The 21,572-nt window shown below is 44.4% G+C and carries 21 protein-coding genes and 2 tRNA genes; 11 read left to right on the plus strand and 12 right to left on the minus strand.

Translation table 11 applies throughout. From position 1 onward, the window contains the following. Positions 1-2: 2 nt before the first annotated feature. The 6 genes from R7P69_RS22690 to lolB all read right to left on the minus strand — a co-directional run bounded on the left by R7P69_RS22690 (position 3) and on the right by lolB (position 4,684). Positions 3-76, minus strand: a tRNA-Met gene (locus R7P69_RS22690). A 284-nt stretch (positions 77-360) separates the two neighbouring features. Beyond that, complete coding sequence (gene ychF / locus R7P69_RS22695) at positions 361-1,452, minus strand: redox-regulated ATPase YchF (RefSeq protein ID WP_005393178.1); 1,092 nt, start codon at positions 1,450-1,452, stop codon at positions 361-363. 10 nt (positions 1,453-1,462) lie between these two features. Beyond that, entirely contained in the window at positions 1,463-2,053 is a 591-nt protein-coding gene (gene pth / locus R7P69_RS22700) for an aminoacyl-tRNA hydrolase (protein ID WP_005384112.1), read from the minus strand. 151 nt (positions 2,054-2,204) lie between these two features. Next, positions 2,205-3,149, minus strand: a complete 945-nt coding sequence (locus tag R7P69_RS22705) for a ribose-phosphate pyrophosphokinase (RefSeq protein WP_005393176.1) — start codon at positions 3,147-3,149, stop codon at positions 2,205-2,207. A 27-nt stretch (positions 3,150-3,176) separates the two neighbouring features. Further along, the gene (ispE, locus tag R7P69_RS22710) at positions 3,177-4,049 is read right to left on the minus strand and encodes a 4-(cytidine 5'-diphospho)-2-C-methyl-D-erythritol kinase (RefSeq protein ID WP_025768957.1); all 873 of its coding nucleotides are present in this window, start codon (positions 4,047-4,049) and stop codon (positions 3,177-3,179) included. Further along, on the minus strand, positions 4,046-4,684 hold the full coding sequence (gene lolB, locus R7P69_RS22715) for a lipoprotein insertase outer membrane protein LolB (RefSeq protein ID WP_017819988.1): 639 nt from the start codon (positions 4,682-4,684) through the stop codon (positions 4,046-4,048). The genes ispE and lolB overlap by 4 nt, the downstream gene beginning before the upstream one ends. Positions 4,685-4,818: 134 nt before the next feature. Between lolB and hemA the strand changes: the two genes are divergently transcribed. The 8 genes from hemA to ybaK all read left to right on the plus strand — a co-directional run bounded on the left by hemA (position 4,819) and on the right by ybaK (position 12,674). Further along, positions 4,819-6,075: a glutamyl-tRNA reductase gene (gene hemA / locus R7P69_RS22720; RefSeq protein ID WP_005384104.1), complete on the plus strand. Its 1,257-nt coding sequence runs from the start codon at positions 4,819-4,821 to the stop codon at positions 6,073-6,075. 29 nt (positions 6,076-6,104) lie between these two features. Next, complete coding sequence (gene prfA / locus R7P69_RS22725) at positions 6,105-7,193, plus strand: peptide chain release factor 1 (protein WP_005382222.1); 1,089 nt, start codon at positions 6,105-6,107, stop codon at positions 7,191-7,193. A gap of 3 nt (positions 7,194-7,196) precedes the next feature. After that, entirely contained in the window at positions 7,197-8,051 is an 855-nt protein-coding gene (gene prmC, locus R7P69_RS22730) for a peptide chain release factor N(5)-glutamine methyltransferase (RefSeq protein WP_115385795.1), read from the plus strand. 40 nt (positions 8,052-8,091) lie between these two features. Next, positions 8,092-8,475 (plus strand): SirB2 family protein, encoded by a 384-nt coding sequence (locus tag R7P69_RS22735; RefSeq protein ID WP_005382225.1) that lies wholly within the window; start codon positions 8,092-8,094, stop codon positions 8,473-8,475. A gap of 5 nt (positions 8,476-8,480) precedes the next feature. Further along, on the plus strand, positions 8,481-9,290 hold the full coding sequence (locus R7P69_RS22740; protein ID WP_005384098.1) for a SirB1 family protein: 810 nt from the start codon (positions 8,481-8,483) through the stop codon (positions 9,288-9,290). Positions 9,291-9,343: 53 nt separating this feature from the next. Further along, the gene (gene kdsA, locus R7P69_RS22745) at positions 9,344-10,195 is read left to right on the plus strand and encodes a 3-deoxy-8-phosphooctulonate synthase (protein ID WP_005384095.1); all 852 of its coding nucleotides are present in this window, start codon (positions 9,344-9,346) and stop codon (positions 10,193-10,195) included. Between the two features lie 220 nt (positions 10,196-10,415). After that, positions 10,416-12,098, plus strand: a complete 1,683-nt coding sequence (gene ushA, locus R7P69_RS22750) for a bifunctional UDP-sugar hydrolase/5'-nucleotidase UshA (protein ID WP_238952229.1) — start codon at positions 10,416-10,418, stop codon at positions 12,096-12,098. Positions 12,099-12,200: 102 nt separating this feature from the next. Continuing rightward, positions 12,201-12,674, plus strand: a complete 474-nt coding sequence (gene ybaK / locus R7P69_RS22755) for a Cys-tRNA(Pro) deacylase (RefSeq protein WP_005382231.1) — start codon at positions 12,201-12,203, stop codon at positions 12,672-12,674. 64 nt (positions 12,675-12,738) lie between these two features. Here ybaK and rluF read toward each other — a convergent pair whose 3' ends face one another. The 3 genes from rluF to R7P69_RS22770 form a co-directional block, all read right to left on the minus strand. Continuing rightward, on the minus strand, positions 12,739-13,896 hold the full coding sequence (rluF, locus tag R7P69_RS22760; protein ID WP_238952230.1) for a 23S rRNA pseudouridine(2604) synthase RluF: 1,158 nt from the start codon (positions 13,894-13,896) through the stop codon (positions 12,739-12,741). A gap of 94 nt (positions 13,897-13,990) precedes the next feature. Next, positions 13,991-14,572 carry a DNA endonuclease SmrA gene (gene smrA, locus R7P69_RS22765; protein WP_318121699.1) on the minus strand — a complete coding sequence of 194 codons (582 nt, stop codon included), beginning with the start codon at positions 14,570-14,572 and terminating at the stop codon, positions 13,991-13,993. 132 nt (positions 14,573-14,704) lie between these two features. Then, on the minus strand, positions 14,705-14,845 hold the full coding sequence (locus R7P69_RS22770) for a DUF3149 domain-containing protein (protein WP_005382236.1): 141 nt from the start codon (positions 14,843-14,845) through the stop codon (positions 14,705-14,707). Positions 14,846-15,104: 259 nt separating this feature from the next. Between R7P69_RS22770 and R7P69_RS22775 the strand changes: the two genes are divergently transcribed. Next, positions 15,105-15,181, plus strand: a tRNA-Pro gene (locus tag R7P69_RS22775). A 186-nt stretch (positions 15,182-15,367) separates the two neighbouring features. Here R7P69_RS22775 and R7P69_RS22780 read toward each other — a convergent pair. Both R7P69_RS22780 and R7P69_RS22785 read right to left on the minus strand, forming a co-directional pair. Beyond that, positions 15,368-15,751 carry a hypothetical protein gene (locus tag R7P69_RS22780; protein ID WP_005384085.1) on the minus strand — a complete coding sequence of 128 codons (384 nt, stop codon included), beginning with the start codon at positions 15,749-15,751 and terminating at the stop codon, positions 15,368-15,370. Positions 15,752-15,903: 152 nt separating this feature from the next. Further along, complete coding sequence (locus tag R7P69_RS22785; protein ID WP_149192429.1) at positions 15,904-16,776, minus strand: TraB/GumN family protein; 873 nt, start codon at positions 16,774-16,776, stop codon at positions 15,904-15,906. A 494-nt stretch (positions 16,777-17,270) separates the two neighbouring features. Here R7P69_RS22785 and R7P69_RS22790 point away from each other — a divergent pair, with 494 nt between their 5' ends. Continuing rightward, positions 17,271-19,922: a beta-N-acetylhexosaminidase gene (locus R7P69_RS22790; protein WP_238952231.1), complete on the plus strand. Its 2,652-nt coding sequence runs from the start codon at positions 17,271-17,273 to the stop codon at positions 19,920-19,922. Between the two features lie 439 nt (positions 19,923-20,361). Further along, positions 20,362-21,054: an oligogalacturonate-specific porin KdgM family protein gene (locus tag R7P69_RS22795; protein ID WP_005382004.1), complete on the plus strand. Its 693-nt coding sequence runs from the start codon at positions 20,362-20,364 to the stop codon at positions 21,052-21,054. Between the two features lie 65 nt (positions 21,055-21,119). Here the strand turns inward: R7P69_RS22795 and R7P69_RS22800 are convergent, their stop codons facing one another. Further along, positions 21,120-21,569 (minus strand): DUF411 domain-containing protein, encoded by a 450-nt coding sequence (locus R7P69_RS22800; RefSeq protein ID WP_047102912.1) that lies wholly within the window; start codon positions 21,567-21,569, stop codon positions 21,120-21,122. Positions 21,570-21,572 lie beyond the last annotated feature (3 nt).

Raw genomic sequence — 21,572 nt, forward strand, 5'->3', positions numbered from 1 at the left:
GGTGGCTACGACGGGATTCGAACCTGTGACCCCATCATTATGAGTGATGTGCTCTAACCAGCTGAGCTACGTAGCCAAAACCATATTTTTTGTTCTCAACGCTTTGTTGCCTTGTCGTTGGGAACGGCGCGCATTATGCGAAGTTGAGTGAGATCCGTCAACAGTTTTTTTTAATAAATTTCGGAAAAAACCTCGTTCGCTTCCTTTTTAAACAAAGAGGCGTGTTTATGATCTAAAACTGGAAATAAATTAGCTTGCAGTTGCGTAATTTATTTTTGTTCATTTACTTAAGGTATTAAAAAAGCCAGCTTAACAGCTGGCTTTTAGTGTAAATGAAGTGTTTAGAATTCATTCATTTAATTAAACATTGAAGCGGAAGTGTACAACATCACCATCTTTTACGATGTAGTCTTTACCTTCTAGACGCCATTTACCTGCGTCTTTTGCGCCATTTTCACCATTGAATTGGATGAAATCGTCGTAACCGACTACTTCTGCACGAATAAAGCCTTTCTCGAAGTCAGTGTGGATCTTACCTGCCGCCTGAGGCGCAGTTGCACCAACAGGGATTGTCCAAGCACGTACTTCTTTAACACCTGCTGTGAAGTAGGTGTGTAGAGTCAGTAGTTCGTAACCAGAGCGAATTACACGGTTCAGACCCGGCTCTTCGATCCCCATATCTGCTAGGAATTCTTCGCGATCTTCATCTTCTAGTTCAGATAGTTCAGATTCGATAGCTGCACATACAGGTACAACGACATTGTTTTCTTTTTCTGCGAACTCACGAACCGCATCTAGATATGGATTATTTTCGAAGCCATCTTCGTTTACGTTTGCAATGTACATAGTTGGCTTCAGTGTTAGGAAGTTTAGATAGCCGATTGCTGCTAACTCTTCTTTAGATAGCTCAACTGTGCGTGCCATGCCGCCTTCAGTAAGTACTGGTAACAGTTTTTCTAGTACGGTTAGTTCAAATTTTGCGTCTTTATCGCCGCCTTTTGCCTTCTTCGCGTTACGTTGAATCGCTCGCTCACAAGAATCAAGGTCAGCCATTGCAAGTTCGAGGTTGATCACTTCGATATCTTCGATAGGTGAAACTTTACCTGAAACATGAACAATGTTTTCGTTTTCAAAACAACGTACAACGTGGCCAATCGCGTCTGTTTCACGGATGTTAGCTAGGAATTTGTTACCTAAACCTTCACCACGTGATGCACCAGCAACAAGACCAGCGATGTCCACGAACTCCATCGTCGTTGGAAGAACTCTCTGTGGGTTAACGATCTTAGCTAGTGCGTCTAGACGTAGATCTGGCACAGGAACCACACCAGTGTTTGGTTCAATGGTACAGAACGGGAAGTTTGCTGCTTCGATACCCGCTTTAGTTAGTGCGTTGAACAGAGTTGATTTACCTACGTTAGGTAGACCAACGATGCCACATTTAAAACCCATGATAGTAACCTTATTCAGCTTTGAACGTGTGGAGGCGATTTTGTGCTTTAGATAGGCCATCCTTAATCAGGATATCTAGACAACGAACAGCCTCATCAGCTGCTGCATCTAAAAGCTCTTGCTCTTTAGCTGGCGCTTTACCTAATACAAAACCCGCCACTTTATCTTTGTGTCCCGGATGACCAATGCCAATACGAAGACGATAAAAATCTTTGTTATTGCCCAGTTTGCTAATGGTGTCACGCAGACCGTTGTGTCCACCGTGACCCCCACCTTTTTTAAACTTAGCGACACCTGGCGGTAAGTCTAGCTCGTCATGAGCAACCATGATCTCTTCAGGTTTAATTTGATAAAATTTCGCAAGCGCAGCGATCGATTTACCTGATAGATTCATGAAGGTGGTTGGGATAAGCAAACGGAGATCCTGGCCATTGACCATAATGCGTCCTGTTAGACCAAAAAACTTTGGTTCGTTCTTCAGTGTAACGTTGTGAACGCGTGCTAATTCTTCTACAACCCAAGCGCCCGCATTGTGACGAGTTCTGGCGTATTCTGGTCCTGGATTAGCAAGACCAACAAGAAGTTTGATTTGTTGACTCAAGGTTAGGATCTCTCTGGAATCTCAAAAAGCGCAGTATGATAGCACAGAAAACTCGCGGTGGGCGACCAAGGGATTTTCTGCCTATCGATACAAATAAAAAAACACCCCAAAGAGGGGTGCTTTTGAAATCAGTGTAACTGAAATGTTCGTATTAGTTGAACATTGCAGAGATTGACTCTTCGTTACTGATACGACGAATCGCTTCAGCCAGCATGCGAGATAGGCTTAGTGTTGTCACTTTACCTGTTGCAGCCATCTCTTTAGACAGAGAGATAGAGTCAGTTACGATAACTTGGTCAAGAACTGAGTTCTTGATGTTATCCGCAGCGTTGCCTGAGAATACTGCGTGAGTAGCGTAAGCGAATACACGCTTAGCACCGCGCTCTTTTAGTGCTTCAGCTGCTTTACATAGTGTGCCACCTGTGTCGATCATGTCATCAACGATCACACAGTCACGACCTTCAACATCACCGATTAGGTTCATTACTTCAGAAACGTTTGCACGTGGACGACGCTTATCTACGATTGCGATGTCGATGTCGCCTAGTGCTTTTGCTGTTGCACGAGCACGAACAACGCCACCTAGGTCAGGAGATACCACTACAGGGTTATCTAGACCGCGAGCCTGCATATCTTCAAGTAGCACTGGCGTGCCGAAGATGTTGTCTACAGGTACATCGAAGAAGCCTTGAATTTGCTCTGCGTGTAGGTCGATAGTTAGAACGCGGTCAACACCAACGTTAGATAGGAAATCAGCAACAACTTTTGCAGTAATTGGCACACGCGCAGAACGTACACGACGGTCTTGGCGAGCGTAGCCGAAGTAAGGGATAACTGCAGTGATACGGCCTGCTGAAGCACGGCGCATTGCATCAATCATAACAACCAATTCCATTAGGTTGTCGTTAGTCGGTGCACAAGTGGATTGAATGATGAAAACATCGCTACCACGAACATTCTCATTGATTTGAACTGCAACTTCGCCATCAGAAAAGCGAGAAACAGATGCATCACCAAGAGAGATGTAAAGACGATCAGCAATACGTTGGGCTAGTTCAGGTGTTGCGTTACCAGCAAATAGCTTCATATCAGGCACGGTGGAAACCTCGGGTTTGCGTCCAGTTTAAATAGGTCGGTGTGAGGCTGATTGGTATTCAGCCAAAGTCTCTTTTAATGGCGAAATATTGCGCCCTTGAGCGACAAATGCCGAGACTTTATCAGAGAGTTGTGCAAGGATAGTTTCTGCTTCAGATTTGCTCGAAAATTCAGCAAAAACGCAAGATCCTGTCCCCGTCAATCTTGACGGCGCGTATTGTAGCAGCCAAGAAAGTTGCTTATCAACCTCTGGGTAGAGCATTCGTACAATTTTTTCGCAATCGTTTACGCTTGGCGTATTTAAAAGTGTTTCTAGATCTCGTTTTGGGGTGTTTCGCGTCAGATCTGGATGACAAAAAACGTCGACGGTTGCGATAGATACATTCGGTCTGACGACTAAATACCATTTTTCTTCGGGATAAGCAGGAGAGAGTTTTTCACCAACACCTTCAGCAAAAGCTGCAAATCCGCGCACAAATACGGGCACGTCTGCGCCTAGTTTTAAACCTATTTCAGCCAGTTCGTCGTCAGTTAGATTCAGTTGCCATAAGTAATTCAGTGCCACTAATGCTGTAGCTGCATTCGATGAGCCCCCACCAATGCCTCCACCCATAGGCAGCACTTTCTGTAGCTCAATATGCGCGCCAAAAGGGCAGTTTGAGTAAGTTTGAAGCGCGGTTGCAGCTTTCCAAATTAAATTGTCTTGAAGAGGCACACCTTCTATCTCTGGAGAAATCGTAATATCACCAGAATGGTTCGCTTGAATGGTGAGCTCATCGCCGTGATCGACGAATTGGAATAACGTTTGTAACTCGTGATAGCCATTCTCTGTACGGCCGTTGATATGTAGAAAGAGATTCAATTTCGCTGGTGATGGCCAGCGTGTTGAAAGTTCAATCATTGGGTGATGTTCCATTTTGTGATCACTAGATTTATTTTGACATCAGCTGTGGTGAGTTTCAGCTTATTTGGCAGAGGGAGAGACTGTTCATGCCATTGAACGTCGCCATATCTTTGATATGCAATACTCCAATCATTTAAACCAATTTGTTTGTTTAACGCTTGCAGTGTATTGGTTGGAGACAGTTGGAATTTGTCGGCATCGGTCGGTAGACCTAATAGCCAGTCAGGCATGTGATCGACGGGCATCATCAACCCTGTAAGACGGTAAATCAGCTGATTAGCACTGCGAGAAGAAAGGACCTGATCATCGTAAGTTTCTACTGTGGCGCCTTGTGGGGTGATGGTGAGCTTTAATGCCGTTTGTCCGAGAATCGTTGTTAAACGCAACTGGCTTAGTGCTGAAGAATGTTTCCAGTAGAAGTTTAAATTTTGTCTTTGGTCTGGGCCAATATAACCAAGTTTCCCCGTTGCTTGAAAATCTCGGATGGTTTCGAGTCGCTGCTCATGAGCTTGCCATTCAACGCTGGTAACACTTTCAGGAACGGACGAACAACCAGCGAGCAGTAAGCTCGACAAGAAAAAAAGAATAAAGGAGCGTAACGTCATGTTTGATGGCTTATTAATCAGTTTCATCGGGAATCGCTCACAACTATAGCATTGAAAAGTCGCACTTAGGAAAACAAATCCGGCTTACCCTTTCAATAAATGCGTGCTTACAGTAAAATTCTGGACCTATTTTATAACCTATCCCAGAGATACCACGTTAGATGTCCTTGCTTGCTATTGGAATTAATCACAATACAGCGTCTGTCGACTTGCGAGAGAAGGTGGCGTTTGGTCCGGATAAACTCGGCCCTGCACTCGAGCAACTTAGAGAGCACGAAGCAGTTAACGGCAGTGTGATTGTTTCAACCTGTAACCGAACTGAGTTGTACTGCGATGTTAAGCAAGGAGCGCGAAACAAGTTGATCGATTGGCTTGCTCAATTTCATCAAGTGAGCCGCGAAGATTTAATGCCGAGTTTGTATGTTCATGAAGAACAAGCTGCAATAAAGCATTTGATGCGCGTATCGTGCGGTCTTGACTCTCTGGTGTTGGGTGAGCCTCAAATTTTGGGGCAGGTAAAGCAAGCATTTTCTGACTCGCGAGATCATCAAGCTGTCGATGCCTCGATTGATAAACTGTTTCAAAAGACGTTCTCAGTCGCCAAACGGGTGAGAACAGAGACAGATATTGGTGGTAATGCCGTGTCCGTGGCTTATGCGGCATGTACACTGGCAAAACATATTTTTGAGTCGTTATCAGATTCAACCGTGCTTTTAGTTGGTGCGGGTGAGACGATTGAATTGGTCGCGAAGCATTTAGCGTCCAACGGTTGCACAAAAATGATTGTCGCGAACCGCACTAAAGAGCGCGCGCAAGGCTTAGCGGACCAATTTGGCGCAGAAGTGATCAGTTTGAACGAAATTCCTGAACATTTGGCGAAAGCGGATATTGTGATTAGCTCAACGGCGAGCCCATTGCCTATTATTGGCAAAGGTATGGTCGAAACGGCTCTAAAGCAGCGCCGGCATCAACCTATCTTGTTGGTCGATATTGCGGTGCCGCGAGATGTGGAGTCGGAAGTCGGTGAACTGAACGACGCATATCTGTATTCTGTTGATGACTTGCAATCTATCATCGACAGCAACATTGAGCAGCGTAAAGTCGAAGCGATTCAAGCTGAAGCGATTGTTAGTGAAGAAAGCGCTGCATTTATGACATGGTTGCGTTCACTGCAAGCCGTCGATAGTATTCGCGACTATCGCAAATCAGCCAACGAAATTCGTGAAGAGTTACTGAGCAAAAGTTTGCAATCTTTAGCGGCAGGCGCAGATCCGGAGAAAGTGCTGCGCGAGCTGAGTAATAAACTCACCAACAAACTGATTCACGCTCCAACTCGCGCATTGCAAAGTGCAGCTGAGCAAGGCGAACCAGCAAAATTAACGATTATCCGCCAAACACTTGGCTTGGATGATCTATAACTCACGCTTTTTATTAAGAAAACGACACTATGAAAGCCTCTATTCTGACTAAGCTAGAAACGCTAGTAGAACGTTACGAAGAAGTTCAACATCTTCTTGGTGATCCTGATGTAATTGGAAATCAGGACAAATTCCGTGCTCTATCAAGAGAGTACTCTCAGCTAGAAGAAGTAACCAAGTGCTTCCAAGCTTATCAACAAGCACAAGAAGATCTTGTCGCCGCTGAAGAGATGGCAAACGAAGACGACGAAGAAATGCGTGAAATGGCGCAAGAAGAAATCAAAGAAGCGAAAGCGACGATTGAGCGTCTTACTGATGAGTTACAGATTCTTCTTCTGCCAAAAGATCCGAACGATGATCGTAACTGTTTCCTAGAAATTCGTGCAGGTGCGGGTGGCGACGAAGCGGGTATTTTCGCGGGTGATCTATTCCGTATGTACAGCAAGTACGCAGAAAAGCGTGGTTGGCGCATCGAAGTCATGTCTTCAAACGAGGCAGAGCACGGTGGTTACAAAGAGATGATCGCGAAAGTAAGCGGCGACGGTGCATACGGCGTGTTGAAATTTGAGTCAGGCGGTCACCGTGTACAGCGTGTTCCTGCAACTGAATCTCAAGGCCGTGTGCATACTTCTGCTTGTACAGTAGCAGTAATGGCGGAAATCCCTGAAGCGGATCTGCCAGAAATCAAAGCAGCAGACCTGAAAATCGATACGTTCCGTGCATCTGGCGCGGGTGGTCAGCACGTTAACACCACGGATTCTGCAATCCGTATTACCCACTTACCAACTGGTACGGTAGTAGAGTGTCAGGATGAGCGTTCACAGCACAAGAACAAAGCGAAAGCAATGGCGGTTCTTGCTGCTCGTATCGTTCAAGCGGAAGAAGAGCGTCGTGCCGCAGAAGTGTCTGATACACGTCGTAACCTTCTAGGTTCTGGTGACCGTAGTGACCGTATTCGTACCTACAACTACCCACAAGGTCGTGTGTCTGATCACCGTATCAACCTGACCATCTATCGTTTGAACGAAGTGATGGAAGGTGACCTACAGAGCTTGATTGATCCTGTGATTCAAGAGCACCAAGCAGACCAACTTGCGGCGCTCGCAGAGAACGGCTAATCGATGAGCCAAGTTCAATCGATTGAGCAAGCACTGAAAAGTGCGACGGCGAAACTGGCAGAAGGCGGCAAAGAGTCGCCTTCTCTCGATGCAGCTGTACTCCTTTGCCATGTCCTTGGCAAACCACGAACTTACCTGCTGACCTGGCCAGAAAAAGCATTAGAAGCAGAGCAAAAATCTCAGTTTGACGCTCTACTTGAACGACGTTTAACTGGTGAACCCGTCGCTTATATTATTGGTGAGCGAGAGTTTTGGTCTCTACCGTTCAAAGTTTCTCCCTCTACCTTGATCCCAAGACCGGATACAGAACGTTTGGTCGAGGTTGCACTCGATAAAACCTACGAGCAAACTGGGCCTATTTTAGATCTTGGAACGGGTACGGGAGCTATCGCCATCGCGCTTGCATCTGAAATGCCAAAGCGTCAAGTGACGGGCGTAGACCTTAAGCAAGAAGCGAAAGCACTTGCAGAGTACAATGCTGAGCAGCTAAACATCAAAAATGTGACCTTTGCTCAAGGCAGTTGGTTTGAGCCTATTACAGAAGGTACGAAGTTTGCTTTAATTGTCTCCAACCCGCCATATATTGATGAAAAAGATCCACATTTATCCCAAGGTGATGTGCGCTTTGAGCCAAAATCTGCATTAGTTGCTAAAGAGAATGGCTTAGCTGATATTCGTTATATCTCGGATCTTGCTCGTCAGTATCTTGAAGTGGGCGGTTGGCTGGCATTTGAACATGGTTATGATCAAGGTGAGGCGGTGCGTGAGATAATGCGTGGCTTTGGTTACCAACAGGTCGTTACGGAAAAAGATTACGGTGGTAACGATCGAGTAACGCTCGGTTGTTTTGCCTGTTAATCACGGAAGTCAGCAAACACTAACTAAAAAGAGAAGAAAAATGTACGTAGCTCTAAAACACATACACTTAGTGACGATTGCGCTCAGCGCGACACTATTATCGATCCGATTCGTGTTAATGATGATGAACTCACCGAAGCGAAATAATCGCTTTTTGAAAGTGTTTCCCCACATCGTTGATACTGCATTGCTAGTGTCAGGTATCGCGCTTATTTTCATTACTGGTTTCATCCCGTTTACCGATGCCGCACCGTGGTTAACAAACAAAATCACCTGCGTACTGGCGTACATTGCGCTTGGATTCTTCTCATTGAAACTTGCGAAAAACAACCTACTGAAGATATTTGGCTTTTTCGGCGCATTGGGTTGGTTGGTCATGGCTGCAAACATTGCTGTGTCTAAGAGCCCTACGTTATTTGGATAGACGTCATGTTAGAGTTTTTTGACGAAGATTTTGACAATATACCGTTGGTGGAAGGTGCGCTTGAGCTCAACAAAGCGATTAACCCAGAAACCAAAGTACATTGGGCGAAACAAGAGTTAGAGCGTCTTTACAAAGATGCAGAAGCCACGCTTGTTCATGAAACCGATGAAGAGCAACGATTTGATGCATTCCTACGACTGTTTTTCCACGAGTGGGGGTTCAAAGGCGACGAGCAGGAATACTTTATTTCGGACAACAGCTTCATCGATAAAGTGTTGGAGCGCAGAAAAGGTATTCCTGTGAGCTTAGGTTCGATTTTGTTATACCTAGGCAAAAAGCTGGGGTTCCCGTTGAAGGGAGTTACTTTCCCTACTCAGTTCCTGTTAAAAGTCGACTGGATGCATAAGAAGCCAGACTACATCAACCCATTTAATGGTGAGTATGTAGGTGAAAGGATTCTTCAAGCTTGGCTTATTGGCCAGGAAGGACCGCTAGCTCAGCTAAAGCCTGAACATTTTGAGGAAGCTGACAACCCAACAATTATTGGTCGCTGGTTGGCGTTGATTAAAAGTGCGATGTTGCGCGAAGAGCATTATACGCTGGCATTACGTTGTACGAATCTTGCTCTAACGTTTGTGCCAGATGATCCATACGAAATTCGTGACCGTGGTTTTATTTTCCAACAGCTAGAGTGCCCTCAAGTAGCGGTATCAGATTTTCAGTACTTTATTGACCAATGCCCTGACGATCCGGCTTCCGAGCTACTAAAATCACAAGTTAATGTGATGAGTGAAACGCACGTCACACTTCACTAATTTTATCGATGTGCCGAACTGTGGCGTATCGTGGACAGAAAAAGAGAATCAAAATGGAACAGAAAATCGTTAATATCGGCGACATTCAGGTTGCTAACGACAAGCCATTCACCCTATTTGCAGGTATGAACGTTCTTGAGTCTCGTGATCTTGCGATGCAGATCTGTGAGCACTACGTAAAAGTAACGGAAAAACTTGGTATTCCTTACGTATTTAAGGCGTCGTTTGACAAAGCAAACCGCAGTTCTGTTCATTCATACCGTGGTCCAGGTCTGGAAGAAGGTATGAAAATCTTTCAGGAGCTGAAAGACACTTTTGGTGTAAAGATCATCACGGACGTTCACACTGAAGCACAAGCTCAACCTGTCGCTGACGTGGTAGACGTTATTCAGCTTCCTGCATTCCTAGCTCGTCAAACTGACCTTGTTGAAGCTATGGCTAAAACAGGTGCGGTTATCAACGTGAAGAAACCTCAATTTATGAGCCCAGGTCAAGTGGGTAACATCGTTGAGAAGTTCGCAGAATGCGGTAACGACAAGATCATCCTATGTGAGCGCGGTTCTTGCCACGGTTACGATAACCTAGTTGTAGACATGCTTGGTTTTGGTGTGATGAAAAATGCTTCGAAAGGTAGCCCAATCATCTTTGACGTAACGCACTCACTACAAATGCGTGACCCATCAGGCGCAGCATCTGGCGGCCGTCGTGAGCAGACAGTTGAGCTTGCAAAAGCGGGTCTAGCGACAGGCATCGCAGGTCTATTTATCGAAGCGCACCCAAACCCAGACCAAGCGCGTTGTGATGGCCCATCTGCACTGCCTCTAGACAAGTTAGAGCCATTCTTAGCACAAATGAAATCGCTTGATGATCTAATCAAGAGCTTTGCAGATATCGATATCAAGTAAACGCCAGATGACTGGTGGTAACAAATACTATAGCCAACCGAGTGTTGGCTATTTTTTTATCTGAAAAACTGTAAATTCTCAAACTTGTTACTGATGAATTTGTTATTGCTAAACAATGCATCATAATTATTAAATCAATGTGTTAGGGTGCACGTGGTTTTCAAATAGATCGAATGCTTAAAATGTGCGTCAGTAATCCCAATAAGAAAAAGGTAAATAAATGAATCAGCGTCTGATGATCAAAACTGTTTTGAGTGCCGCTATCTTGGCCTCGTTAGCTGGGTGTGCTACGCAATCTGCACCAGAATGGAATGCCGATACAACCTATAAATTGACCGTGTTGCACACTAACGATCATCATGGTCGCTTTTGGCAAAATCGATACGGTGAATATGGCATGGCGGCGCGTAAAACGTTAATCGATGATTTGCGCGAAGAAATACAGGATGAGGGGGGCAGCGTGTTACTGCTTTCTGGTGGTGACATCAACACAGGAGTACCTGAGTCTGATTTACAAGATGCCGAGCCGGATTTTAAAGGCATGAGCAAAATTGGTTACGATGCGATGGCTCTAGGTAATCATGAGTTTGATAATCCATTGGACGTGCTATTCAAGCAGCAAGAGTGGGCAAACTTTCCGATGTTGTCTGCCAATATTTACGATAAAAATACTGGCAAGCGTTTATTTCAACCATACGCGATGTTTAACAAGCAAGGCATTAAAATTGCGGTCATTGGTCTTACAACCGAAGACACTGCGAAACTTGGCAACCCTGAATTCATTGAACAAATTGACTTCCGTGACCCAAAAGAAGAAGCCAAGAAGTTGATTGCAGAACTGAAAGAGACAGAGTATCCAGATCTGATTTTTGCTGTCACGCATATGGGACACTATGAAAATGGTAATAGAGGCATCAATGCTCCTGGCGATGTGGCGTTAGCTCGTTATTTGAATGACGGCGATCTCGACATGATCGTTGGAGGACACTCACAAGAACCTGTGTGCATGGAAGGTCCAAACGTTATCAAAAAGAACTTTAAACCAGGTGATGAATGTCAGCCCGATAAACAAAATGGTACCTTTATTGTTCAGGCACATGAGTGGGGGAAATATGTGGGACGCGCCGATTACGAGTTTCGTAATGGCGAACTCTCGATGGTGAGCTACGATCTAATCCCTGTAAACTTGAAAAAGAAAGTTAAAGTTGATGGTCAGTCGCAACGAGTCTTGATCCAAGATGAGATTAAACAAGACGAAATGATGCTTGAGTTTCTTCGTCCTTATCAAGAAAAAGGTCAGGGCAAACTAAACGTGAAGATTGCAGAATCTAACGGTAAGCTTGAGGGTGACCGCAATGTGGTTCGTTACCAGCAAACAAACTTAGGTCGATTAATTGCAACGGCTCACATGGAACGTGCGAAAGCAGATTTCGCCGTAATGAATTCTGGCGGCGTTCGCGATTCGATTGCAGCAGGTGAGATTACCTACAAAGATGTGCTGACTGTTCAGCCATTTGGCAATATGGTCTCTTACGTTGATATGACGGGCAAAGAAGTATTGGATTACCTAAATGTCGTTGCAACTAAACCTGTCGACTCTGGAGCTTACGCGCAGTTTGCCGGCATTGCGATGAGTATCAATAATGGTGAGGTAACCAATGTGTTCATTGGTAATAAGCAACTTCGCTTAGATGGTAATTACCGCTTTACCGTACCAAGCTATAATGCTGCTGGTGGAGATGGTTACCCTAAAATCGACGATCATCCAGGGTATGTAAATACAGGTTTTACCGATGCTGAGGTTTTGAAGGATTATTTAGAAACACATAGCCCTATTGATGTTAATGAGTATGCCCCTTCAGGTGAAATCACGTATTTAGTTGATACGGCGATTGATCAGTAACCCAACAGAGAAAAAGCGATTGACTCAAACTCGCTGATATCATTAACTAAAAGCGCAGATCCAATTCAATCTGCGCTTTTTGTTTTTATGAGGAGAATCTTGATGACTCCGGCCATTAATCTTGCGAAAAAGAAAAAAATTCCACACACGATTCATCAGTATGAGCACGATCCTAGAGCCGATAGTTATGGTTTAGAAGCTGCTGAAGTGCTAGGACAGGATCCGAAAACAGTATTTAAAACCTTGTTGTTCTGCTTGAACGGGGAGCCAAAGAACCTTGCGGTTGCGATTATCCCTGTTGATCAAAAGCTGAACCTAAAACTGGCGGCGAAAGCAGCGAAGGGCAAAAAGGCCGATATGGCTGATCCGGAAATCGCCCAAAAGACCACAGGTTATGTCGTTGGTGGAATTAGCCCACTAGGGCAGAAGAAAGCCTTACCTACTTTTTTGCACGAAAGCGCAGCAGAGCAAGACACAATCTGTGTGAGTGCTGGTAAACGTGGTTTAGAAATTGAGTTAGCCCCGAGAGATTTGCTGAGCTTAACTCGCGGTCAGTTTGCACCTCTTTGTTTGTAAACTCATGACAAATAAAAAGGACGCTCATGAGCGTCCTTTTTTGATCTTGCCTGTCAGTGAAGCGTTACTTCTTCAGACTCAATGTACCACCAGTGCGTTTAGCTGGTTTACTTGGTTTCGCGGCATTTGGGTTCATGTAATGCTGCTTGGGCTTACTCGGTGATTGAGGCTTGTTTGCTGAATGCGTATTGCTCGATGCATCTGGTTTACGGTGTGATTTACCATGCTCGCCTTGCGGTCTGCTGCGTTCACCTTGTGGTTTCACTTTGTAATGTCCTTTAGCTGGACGTCCGCCTTCATCATCACGCTGACGACGCTTTTGTTGACCTTTTTTCGAGTTTGGTGCATGACGGAATTCATCAGCATTGTTACCACGGAAAGTTCGTGTCTTCTGGTTACGACGAGCAGTAGAATCTTGGTTTTCTTCACGGCTATCAAACAGCTTCGCGTCGGTCGCTTTACGAATGTTGCGACCTCTAGAGTCTGTTTTTGATGCTTCTTCTGTACCTACCGAGCCTTCACACATTGCTAGGATCTCTGCCACTTCTTCGTCACTTAGATAACGCCATTTCCCATTCGGAATACCATCAAGAGAGATATTCATGATGCGTACGCGACGCAGCTTGAATACTTCATAGCCCAGCGCTTCACACATGCGACGGATCTGACGGTTAAGTCCTTGAGTGAGCACAATACGGAAAGAGAATTTAGTCTCTTTTGTTACCTTACAAGGTAGGGTGACTGTGTCGAGAATCTTAACGCCACTCGACATCTGTTTGAGAAATTCGCCTGTAATTGGCTTGTCCACGCGTACGACGTACTCTTTTTCGTGGCTGTTGCCTGCGCGAAGGATTTTGTTCACGATGTCGCCATCGTTGGTCAAAAAGATCAGACCATCAGAGGGTTTGTCTAAGCGGCCGATCGGAAAGATACGTTTTTGGTGGCCGATGAAATCAACGATGTTTCCAGGGACGTCTCTCTCAGTTGTACAGGTGATGCCTGTTGGTTTATTGAGAGCGATATAAATCGGCTTCTCTTTTGCTGCCACTGGCTTACCATCCACACAAACATCATCACCAGGTAGCACTTTTGTCCCCATTTCAGGTTTGTTGCCATTAATGGTGACACGGCCTTGCTCAATCAGTCTGTCTGCTTCACGGCGTGAGCAAAACCCCGTTTCACTGATGAATTTATTTAATCGTTTAGCGTTGTCTTGTGACATTTTTGTCTCCTAACGTTTCACAACGGCGAATGAAGCTCCCTTCCTCTAAGGGGAAGGAAGAATAAGGGCGGGCATTCTAGCATTAGGGTGAAATTTAGCCTAACCGTTTTTGGTGACGTTCGCGGGTTTCTAATTTCTTTTCCGCACTTTTTCTAAGTAGGACGTAAACGGCTCCAGTTCCACCGTGCAAGCGTTGCGCACTATGGACGCATTGGACTTCCTTTATTTGTCGTAGCCAACTGCTAACAAAGCTTTTCATCATTGCAGGTGGATTTGAGCGTTCTCCTCGACCATGGACGATAACGACCGTTCTAATGTCCATTGATAGGCATTGCTTTAAAAACGTCACGACTTCATCACGTGCTTCTTTCAATGTTTTACGGTGCAAATCCAAGCGAGCTTGGATTGGATACTTACCAAGGCGAAGTTTGCGGTAAACCCCGTCCTGTACACCATCACGTTTGAACTCAACAAAGTCCTCTGGCTTGAGCATTTCAGCGTGATCAAGTGATAGGTATTCTGGGTCATCTTCCGTTAACCAGATTGCTGCTTCGCGTTTTGCGAGCTGTGCTTCTGTTACTTGGTGTACTTTTTTGTGTTCGGTGGTGTCTTGAGTGATTGGCTTTACATCGCCCATCATCTGTTGAAATAGATCAAAATCGTCGTCGTGAGACATAGCAGTAATCTCATTAAGAACAGGGAAGAATAATAGGATTATATCAATGAGTGGTGCATTGAGATCAAATAAAAAACCGGAGTAGGCAAGTAACCGACTCCGGTGCAAAGCGTTTCTAGAGCTAAGCGAGATCTAGTGAGGAGATTTGTCGTTCATGATCTTGTATATGAAGAAACCGCCGTAAAATAACATCAGACCAATTGCCCCAAAAATTACTATCATTGACGATAGACCCACTGCATTACCAAATAGGAGATCAAGCCAAAAGTCCATACGTTTCCTCCAAGATGTTCCCGACAGGAATAAACTAAATGGCGGTGTCTTGTTGCACACTGATCTGGATCAATTATGTTGCTAAGGTTAATAAACTGTATTTTGTTGTGAGTTATCAGTCACATTTTACGTGCTAGTGTTCAGTTATTCATCAAACGAATTAAGACCTAAGGTTTTTTTGTAAAAAGCACTTGCGCCACAGTTCAGAATCCGTAATATACGCATTCGTTGACGGGGACAATTCCTCAGTTAAACATCTCGGTGAATAGCGCAGCTTGGTAGCGCATCTGGTTTGGGACCAGAGGGTCGGGGGTTCGAATCCCTCTTCACCGACCACTTTCAGAAAGCCTGCTCAATGAGCAGGCTTTCGTCGTTTTTAGTGCTAGTAATTTTAGACTTCAATAGTATCGAACCAAATGGGGTTCGCTTGAAGTTAGAACATGGCTCTTCACCGACACGTATTGAGAGGAAGGCTCTACAGAAATGTAGGGCCTTTTCATTTTTTAAGAGCGAGTAAATTTATTACTTGATGTCACACGAGATAGTATTGATAGGAGTTTCAGAAGTAGTGAAACAGACATAAGCGGTCTTTGGGTGATTTGGCCCAATCTTGACGTAACCCGCTTTTAAATCGTCTTCATCAAACGTTACTGAGTGAGATTTGCTTGTATTTCCATCATAGTAAACCGCTTCAAAGCCTTGGTTCATCATATGTGCAACGCGATTTCGAGTGTGGGCTGTTGAAAACGTGATGTTCGCGCAACGCATCATTGGTTTTTCGGTAATAAGAAATTGACCACTCTCTTTATCTAAAACACCGCCTTTTACTTCCGGAGTTATATCAATAGCTTGAAAAGCTTCTACGTTGCATGGCGGTTTAGCATAAGACAGCGAAGAAGTGAGCATAATTCCAATCGTGTATAGGAATAAATATTTAAATTTCATATGAGTTGTTTTGTATCCACTTAGCTTAACGGCGTTTTAATAAGAAAGTTTGAATGAATTTTAAATGGTTGTATTTAAATAATTGTATTTAAATGGCATTTTTCAAACAATCACTAGATATCACAATTTGCTTGGCGCGTCTTACCCAGTGGTTTGATGTTAAATCCCCGATTTTTAAGCAGTTCAATCAGGTTATCTTTACCTACTAAATGCAAGCCACCAACAACAACGGTGTAGCGACCCGATTGTTGAGGTAGAACACTGCCAGTGTCGAGTTTTTTAGCCCAATCTCGATTACGCTCGTATAAAAAGGCTTGGTTAAACTCTTCTGTTGTATGATCGGTCAAAGAGGCTTCGACCAACATGCTACCATCACCACTCTTCCAACTCTCTATCAAGCATTGAACCAACTCTTCTCCGCCATCATATTCTTCAATTGATGAGAGGAGCATCTCTTTACCGCCTTCTGATTGACCTGCGATTAAATCGATTTGGAATTGCACGGACTCTAGTGGAATGACCGGGATTTGCTTTTTATCAGCGAGTCCTATTAAGTGCATGTCGACCCCTTTATCAGAGACATACCCCAGTTTGTTGACTAAAGCGAGTTGGATGGTGAATGCCGCCATCCAAGGTGGGGAATTTAGGAGTTGAGTTTCTGGCAAACCTAAATCTTGGGCAATTTCAATTAAGTGGCGACGTTGAGCTCTGTCTAAAACATCTTTAGAAAGAATGGTTGTTTGTGGGTAAACCAAGCCTTCAGAATTCCTGACGTCTGCTTCAATAATCAACCCTGCGCTTTGGCTTAAATGCTGGATGACCGTTCTAGGGAGTGGGTACATCGTTTTATCCCCCACATGTACCGAGCCAATAATCATAAGTTCGGTTTCCCCTTTTTTCGCTAACCAATGCTGTGGCTCTGCATAAGAGGAAAAAGGAGTCAAAGTAACAAGTAGAGATGATATGAGCGTCAAGAGACGAAACATAGAATGGTCCTCAGATAAGATACCTTTAAACTTTATACGCAAAATAGCGTGAGGTTAAGTGCAATTTCTCCAGTGGGGTATTCGACAAAATCGTCATTTCTAAAAATATTGACGAGTTTTGACGACGAATAAATGAGAGTCACTTCACGAAAGGTAAATAGGTAATTCGCTTACTAATGGTTCACAAAATAATTAGGCGTGATCCAAATCTTACAAAATCAGTCGTAACTCATGAATATAAGTGACCTAGATCGCAGCAAACTCGTCAAAACAAGTTGTTCGATTTTGACGTGTATTGTAACTCCATGAAAATTAGGTTTTTATTGTTTTTGCTGAGTGTCATTTTTTGAACTGGATCACTTCCTATTTCTATTTATTTTACGCTTAGAAATAACAGGTTGTATGTTGAATGTAACGGTTAGGTACCTCGCATTTGAGGGGCCGAGATTTTTATCATTGTCGTTTTGAACCACTGACTTTTTTGGGGAAGTAAGATGTTTAAACCTAGTCTGATTGCTGTTTCTGTTATCACTACATTAGCAGGTTGCTCTGCGCTGAAAAGCTCTGAACAACAAGTTGTAAATTCGTTGGCTAATAATCTTGATATTCAATACCAAGTGTTGACTAACCACGGTGCAAACGAAGGTCTTGCTTGTCAGGACTTAGGGGCTGAGTGGGCGTCTTGTAACAAGGTAAACATGACGCTGGTTAACCAAGGTGAAGCGGTTGACTCAAAAGATTGGGCTATTTACTTCCACAGCATTCGTCTGATTCTGGATGTTGAAAACGAACAGTTCAAAATCTCTCGCGTAACGGGTGATCTACACAAACTAGAACCAACAGATAAGTTTGATGGTTTTGCTGCGGGTGAAGAGGTTGTGCTTCCTCTTGTTGCTGAATACTGGCAGCTATTTGAAACTGACTTCATGCCAGGCGCTTTCGTTGCTGCACCAAATGCAGAGCCTAAGATGATCGCTTCTCTTAACACAGAAGACGTTGCATCTTTCGTGACTGGCCTTGAGGGTAACAACCTAAAACGTACGCCAGATGACAACAACGTATTTGCGAGCGCTGTGTCTCGTTTCGAGAAGAACGAAGATCTAGCAAAACAAGACGTATCAACCACGTTACTACCAACGCCAATGTCTGTTGAAGCAGGTAAAGGTACGGTAGATATCGCGGCGGGTATTGCGCTGCCTAAAGACGCATTCGATGCGACTCAATACGCAGCAATTCAAGGTCGTGCAGAAGTGGTAGGTGTGGATGTTCGTGGTGATCTTCCTGTAAGCATCACTGTTGTTCCTGCAGATTTCACCGGTGAATTGGCAAAATCTGGTGCTTACGAAATGAGCATCAAAGGCGACGGTATTGCGATTAAAGCGTTTGACCAAGCAGGTGTTTTCTACGCAGTACAATCTATCTTTGGCCTGGTAGATAGCCAAAATGCTGATTCTCTACCACAACTGTCTATTAAAGATGCGCCGCGTTTTGATTACCGTGGTGTGATGGTGGACGTGGCTCGTAACTTCCACTCTAAAGACGCGATTCTTGCAACGCTTGACCAAATGGCCGCGTACAAGATGAACAAACTACACCTTCACCTAACGGATGATGAAGGCTGGCGTTTAGAAATCCCGGGTCTGCCTGAGCTGACTGAAGTGGGTGCTAACCGTTGTTTCGATTTGGAAGAGAAAAGCTGTTTACTGCCTCAGCTTGGCTCAGGCGCAACGACAGACAACTTTGGTTCTGGCTTCTTCAGCAAAGCAGACTACGTGGACATCTTGAAGTACGCGAAAGCGCGTAACATCGAAGTGATTCCTGAAATCGATATGCCAGCACACGCTCGTGCAGCAGTGGTATCAATGGAAGCACGTTACGACCGTCTAATGGAAGAAGGTAAAGAAGCAGAAGCGAACGAGTACCGCCTGATGGATCCTCAAGATACATCGAACGTAACGACGGTTCAGTTCTACAATAAGCAAAGCTTCATCAACCCATGTATGGAATCTTCAACTCGCTTTGTTGATAAAGTGATTTCAGAAGTAGCAGCAATGCACCAAGAAGCGGGCACGCCGCTAACAACATGGCACTTTGGTGGTGACGAAGCGAAGAACATCAAGCTAGGCGCTGGTCTGCAAGACATCAACGCAGAAGACAAAGTAAGCTGGAAGGGTAACATTGATTTGTCTAAGCAAGACAAGCCATTCGCACAGTCACCACAATGTCAGACGCTAATTGCAGACGGTACGGTAAGCGATTTTGCTCATCTACCAAGCCACTTCGCAGAAGAAGTGTCGAAGATGGTGGCAGAGAAAGGCATTCCAAACTTCCAAGCTTGGCAAGATGGCCTTAAGTACAGTGAAGGTGAGAAAGCGTTCGCAACAGAAAACACACGTGTTAACTTCTGGGACGTTCTTTACTGGGGTGGCACATCATCAGTGTACGAATGGTCTAAGAAAGGTTACGACGTTATCGTTTCTAACCCAGACTACGTATACATGGACATGCCGTACGAAGTTGACCCGAAAGAGCGTGGTTACTACTGGGCGACGCGTGCAACAGATACTCGTAAGATGTTTGGTTTTGCACCAGAGAACATGCCTCAGAACGCAGAAACCTCTGTAGACCGCGATGGTAACGGCTTCACTGGTAAAGGTGAAATCAAAGCGAAACCTTTCTATGGTCTATCAGCACAGCTGTGGTCTGAGACAGTACGTAACGATGAGCAATACGAGTACATGGTATTCCCTCGCGTACTAGCAGCCGCTGAGCGTGCATGGCACCGTGCTGATTGGGAAAACGACTACAAAGTGGGTGTTGAATACTCGCAAAACTCTAACCTAGTAGACAAAGTCGCGCTAAACCAAGACTACAACCGCTTTGCGAACGTACTTGGCCAACGTGAACTGGCTAAGCTAGAAAAATCAGGTATCGACTACCGCCTGCCTGTACCAGGTGCGAAAGTAGAAGATGGCAAGCTAGCAATGAACGTTCAGTTCCCAGGGGTGAAGCTTCAATACTCTCTAGACGGCAAGAACTGGCTAACTTACGCAGATAATGCTCGTCCAAATGTGAAAGGTGAAGTGTTTATCCGTTCCGTGTCAGCAACTGGTGAGAAAGCAAGTCGAGTGACCAGCGTGAAATAACTCAATTCTTGTAAGTTAATTTTTTGGCAAAGCCTCAACATCATGTTGGGGCTTTCTTTATTTTTTGAGGAAATTAAGCGTGATCGATGTCTAATTATTTTTCATTGATAAATAAGCTTTGGGTTGTAATGGTCAAGGTTATTGTGAACTGGATCGACTTAATCTGCTAAATATCAATAAATTATCTGTTTACGATCACACTTCTATTTTTTGAATAATTTTATAAAAATACGATAAGTGACTGTATTTTCCATGTTTTTATCAGGGTTGTTGAGCGTCGGTTTGAACAAGATCACTTTTTAAAATGTTTTATTTTCCATCGCGAATTAATTGAAACAATATTGCGAACGCCAAGGAGGCACATTCCAAAGTTTGCGATAAAAGGGAAGAGATGCCCTCTAAAACTATCGCATAACGTGAATAAATAAAGGCAGTAATTATGAAAAACATTTTTGCACTGAGTGCTCTTTCTCTCGCTTTCGCTTCTAGCGCTTTTGCTGGTTCTTCTTACGTAACAGGTAATGTTCAATTCCACGATGATGGTCGAATTCATGGTTCGGACGTTACGTCTACACTGGAAGCTGGTCATACTTTTGATAACCAATTCGGCGGCTTTACGGTTTACACCGAATTTGATGGTATTCAGTTGGGTAAACTGGAAACAGAAAACGGTGGCGCAGGTAACACAACACCAGCAATCACTGTGGGTGGTGAGCAGTCATTTAATATTACCGATCATTTATGGGTTGCCGCTGGTTACCAACACCTGTTCTCTGCTGGCGAGAATGTACAGTACCGTCCATTGGTTAAGATCGGTTACAACTTCGATAACGGCATCTCCTTAAGTAACCGTACTCGTGCGCACATTGATGCGACAGACGCAGATGCGGATACAGATTACCGCATGGACAACCGCATCGGTTACGTGATGAATGAGGATGTGACGCTAAGCTACAACAACGTCTACATGATTGAAGCGGAAACCATGGACCACGAGCTTCGTGCAACGTGGACTCGTAAAGGTGTTCAACCTTACTTTGAGTTCCGTAGTCAAGCACACGGTGCAGAAAACGCGAGTGGTGACAGCCTAGTGAATAACGCTTTTGTATTTGGTGCCTCTTACGGCTTCTAATTTTATATTTGTCTTAACTGTCCATTAAGAAAAAGCCCAGCGGTTTATCTCGCTGGGCTTTGTTTTTATTGGTCGTTGCCTTCGTGGTGGCTATATTCGAACACTTGGCCTTTTTCGTTAAAGGCGTAAACGGTGTAGCTGTCTTTTTTGTCGCCATATTCCATACCAGGGGAGCCCATTGGCATGCCCGGTACTGATAGGCCTTTTGCGTTACGTGGTGGATTTTTCAAAAACGCTTTAATGTCTTCGGCTGGAATGTGACCTTCGAACAGATAGCCGTTGATCTCTGCCGTGTGGCAAGAGTAAAGCTGTTCGTTCTTGATGCCTAGCTCGCGTTTGATGGCGTTCATATCATCGTGCAATTTTTCTTCGACCGTAAAGCCGTTCTCTTCCATGTGTTTTGTCCATTCTCCACAACAGCCACAGTATGGCGATTTGTGGTTAATGACATCGGCTGCCAATACGTTGGCGGACACGGTCGCAAGCATTGCAAAGGTCAATAGTTTCAACTTCATAAT

The sequence above is a fragment of the Vibrio sp. 661 genome (genome assembly GCF_033339315.1).
GTDB lineage: Bacteria > Pseudomonadota > Gammaproteobacteria > Enterobacterales > Vibrionaceae > Vibrio > Vibrio alginolyticus.

What these genes read in the sequence shown, in the direction of transcription:
- ychF (WP_005393178.1), bottom strand. Translation starts at nt 1,452, where the DNA reads ATGGGTTTTAAATGTGGCATCGTTGGTCTACCTAACGTAGGTAAATCA.
- ispE (WP_025768957.1), bottom strand. Translation starts at nt 4,049, where the DNA reads ATGATTGAACTTTCAACACGCTGGCCATCACCAGCGAAATTGAATCTC.
- lolB (WP_017819988.1), bottom strand. Translation starts at nt 4,684, where the DNA reads ATGAAACTGATTAATAAGCCATCAAACATGACGTTACGCTCCTTTATT.
- hemA (WP_005384104.1), top strand. Translation starts at nt 4,819, where the DNA reads ATGTCCTTGCTTGCTATTGGAATTAATCACAATACAGCGTCTGTCGAC.
- prfA (WP_005382222.1), top strand. Translation starts at nt 6,105, where the DNA reads ATGAAAGCCTCTATTCTGACTAAGCTAGAAACGCTAGTAGAACGTTAC.
- prmC (WP_115385795.1), top strand. Translation starts at nt 7,197, where the DNA reads ATGAGCCAAGTTCAATCGATTGAGCAAGCACTGAAAAGTGCGACGGCG.
- R7P69_RS22735 (WP_005382225.1), top strand. Translation starts at nt 8,092, where the DNA reads ATGTACGTAGCTCTAAAACACATACACTTAGTGACGATTGCGCTCAGC.
- R7P69_RS22740 (WP_005384098.1), top strand. Translation starts at nt 8,481, where the DNA reads ATGTTAGAGTTTTTTGACGAAGATTTTGACAATATACCGTTGGTGGAA.
- kdsA (WP_005384095.1), top strand. Translation starts at nt 9,344, where the DNA reads ATGGAACAGAAAATCGTTAATATCGGCGACATTCAGGTTGCTAACGAC.
- ushA (WP_238952229.1), top strand. Translation starts at nt 10,416, where the DNA reads ATGAATCAGCGTCTGATGATCAAAACTGTTTTGAGTGCCGCTATCTTG.
- ybaK (WP_005382231.1), top strand. Translation starts at nt 12,201, where the DNA reads ATGACTCCGGCCATTAATCTTGCGAAAAAGAAAAAAATTCCACACACG.
- rluF (WP_238952230.1), bottom strand. Translation starts at nt 13,896, where the DNA reads ATGTCACAAGACAACGCTAAACGATTAAATAAATTCATCAGTGAAACG.
- smrA (WP_318121699.1), bottom strand. Translation starts at nt 14,572, where the DNA reads ATGTCTCACGACGACGATTTTGATCTATTTCAACAGATGATGGGCGAT.
- R7P69_RS22770 (WP_005382236.1), bottom strand. Translation starts at nt 14,845, where the DNA reads ATGGACTTTTGGCTTGATCTCCTATTTGGTAATGCAGTGGGTCTATCG.
- R7P69_RS22780 (WP_005384085.1), bottom strand. Translation starts at nt 15,751, where the DNA reads ATGCTCACTTCTTCGCTGTCTTATGCTAAACCGCCATGCAACGTAGAA.
- R7P69_RS22785 (WP_149192429.1), bottom strand. Translation starts at nt 16,776, where the DNA reads ATGTTTCGTCTCTTGACGCTCATATCATCTCTACTTGTTACTTTGACT.
- R7P69_RS22790 (WP_238952231.1), top strand. Translation starts at nt 17,271, where the DNA reads ATGTTTAAACCTAGTCTGATTGCTGTTTCTGTTATCACTACATTAGCA.
- R7P69_RS22795 (WP_005382004.1), top strand. Translation starts at nt 20,362, where the DNA reads ATGAAAAACATTTTTGCACTGAGTGCTCTTTCTCTCGCTTTCGCTTCT.
- R7P69_RS22800 (WP_047102912.1), bottom strand. Translation starts at nt 21,569, where the DNA reads ATGAAGTTGAAACTATTGACCTTTGCAATGCTTGCGACCGTGTCCGCC.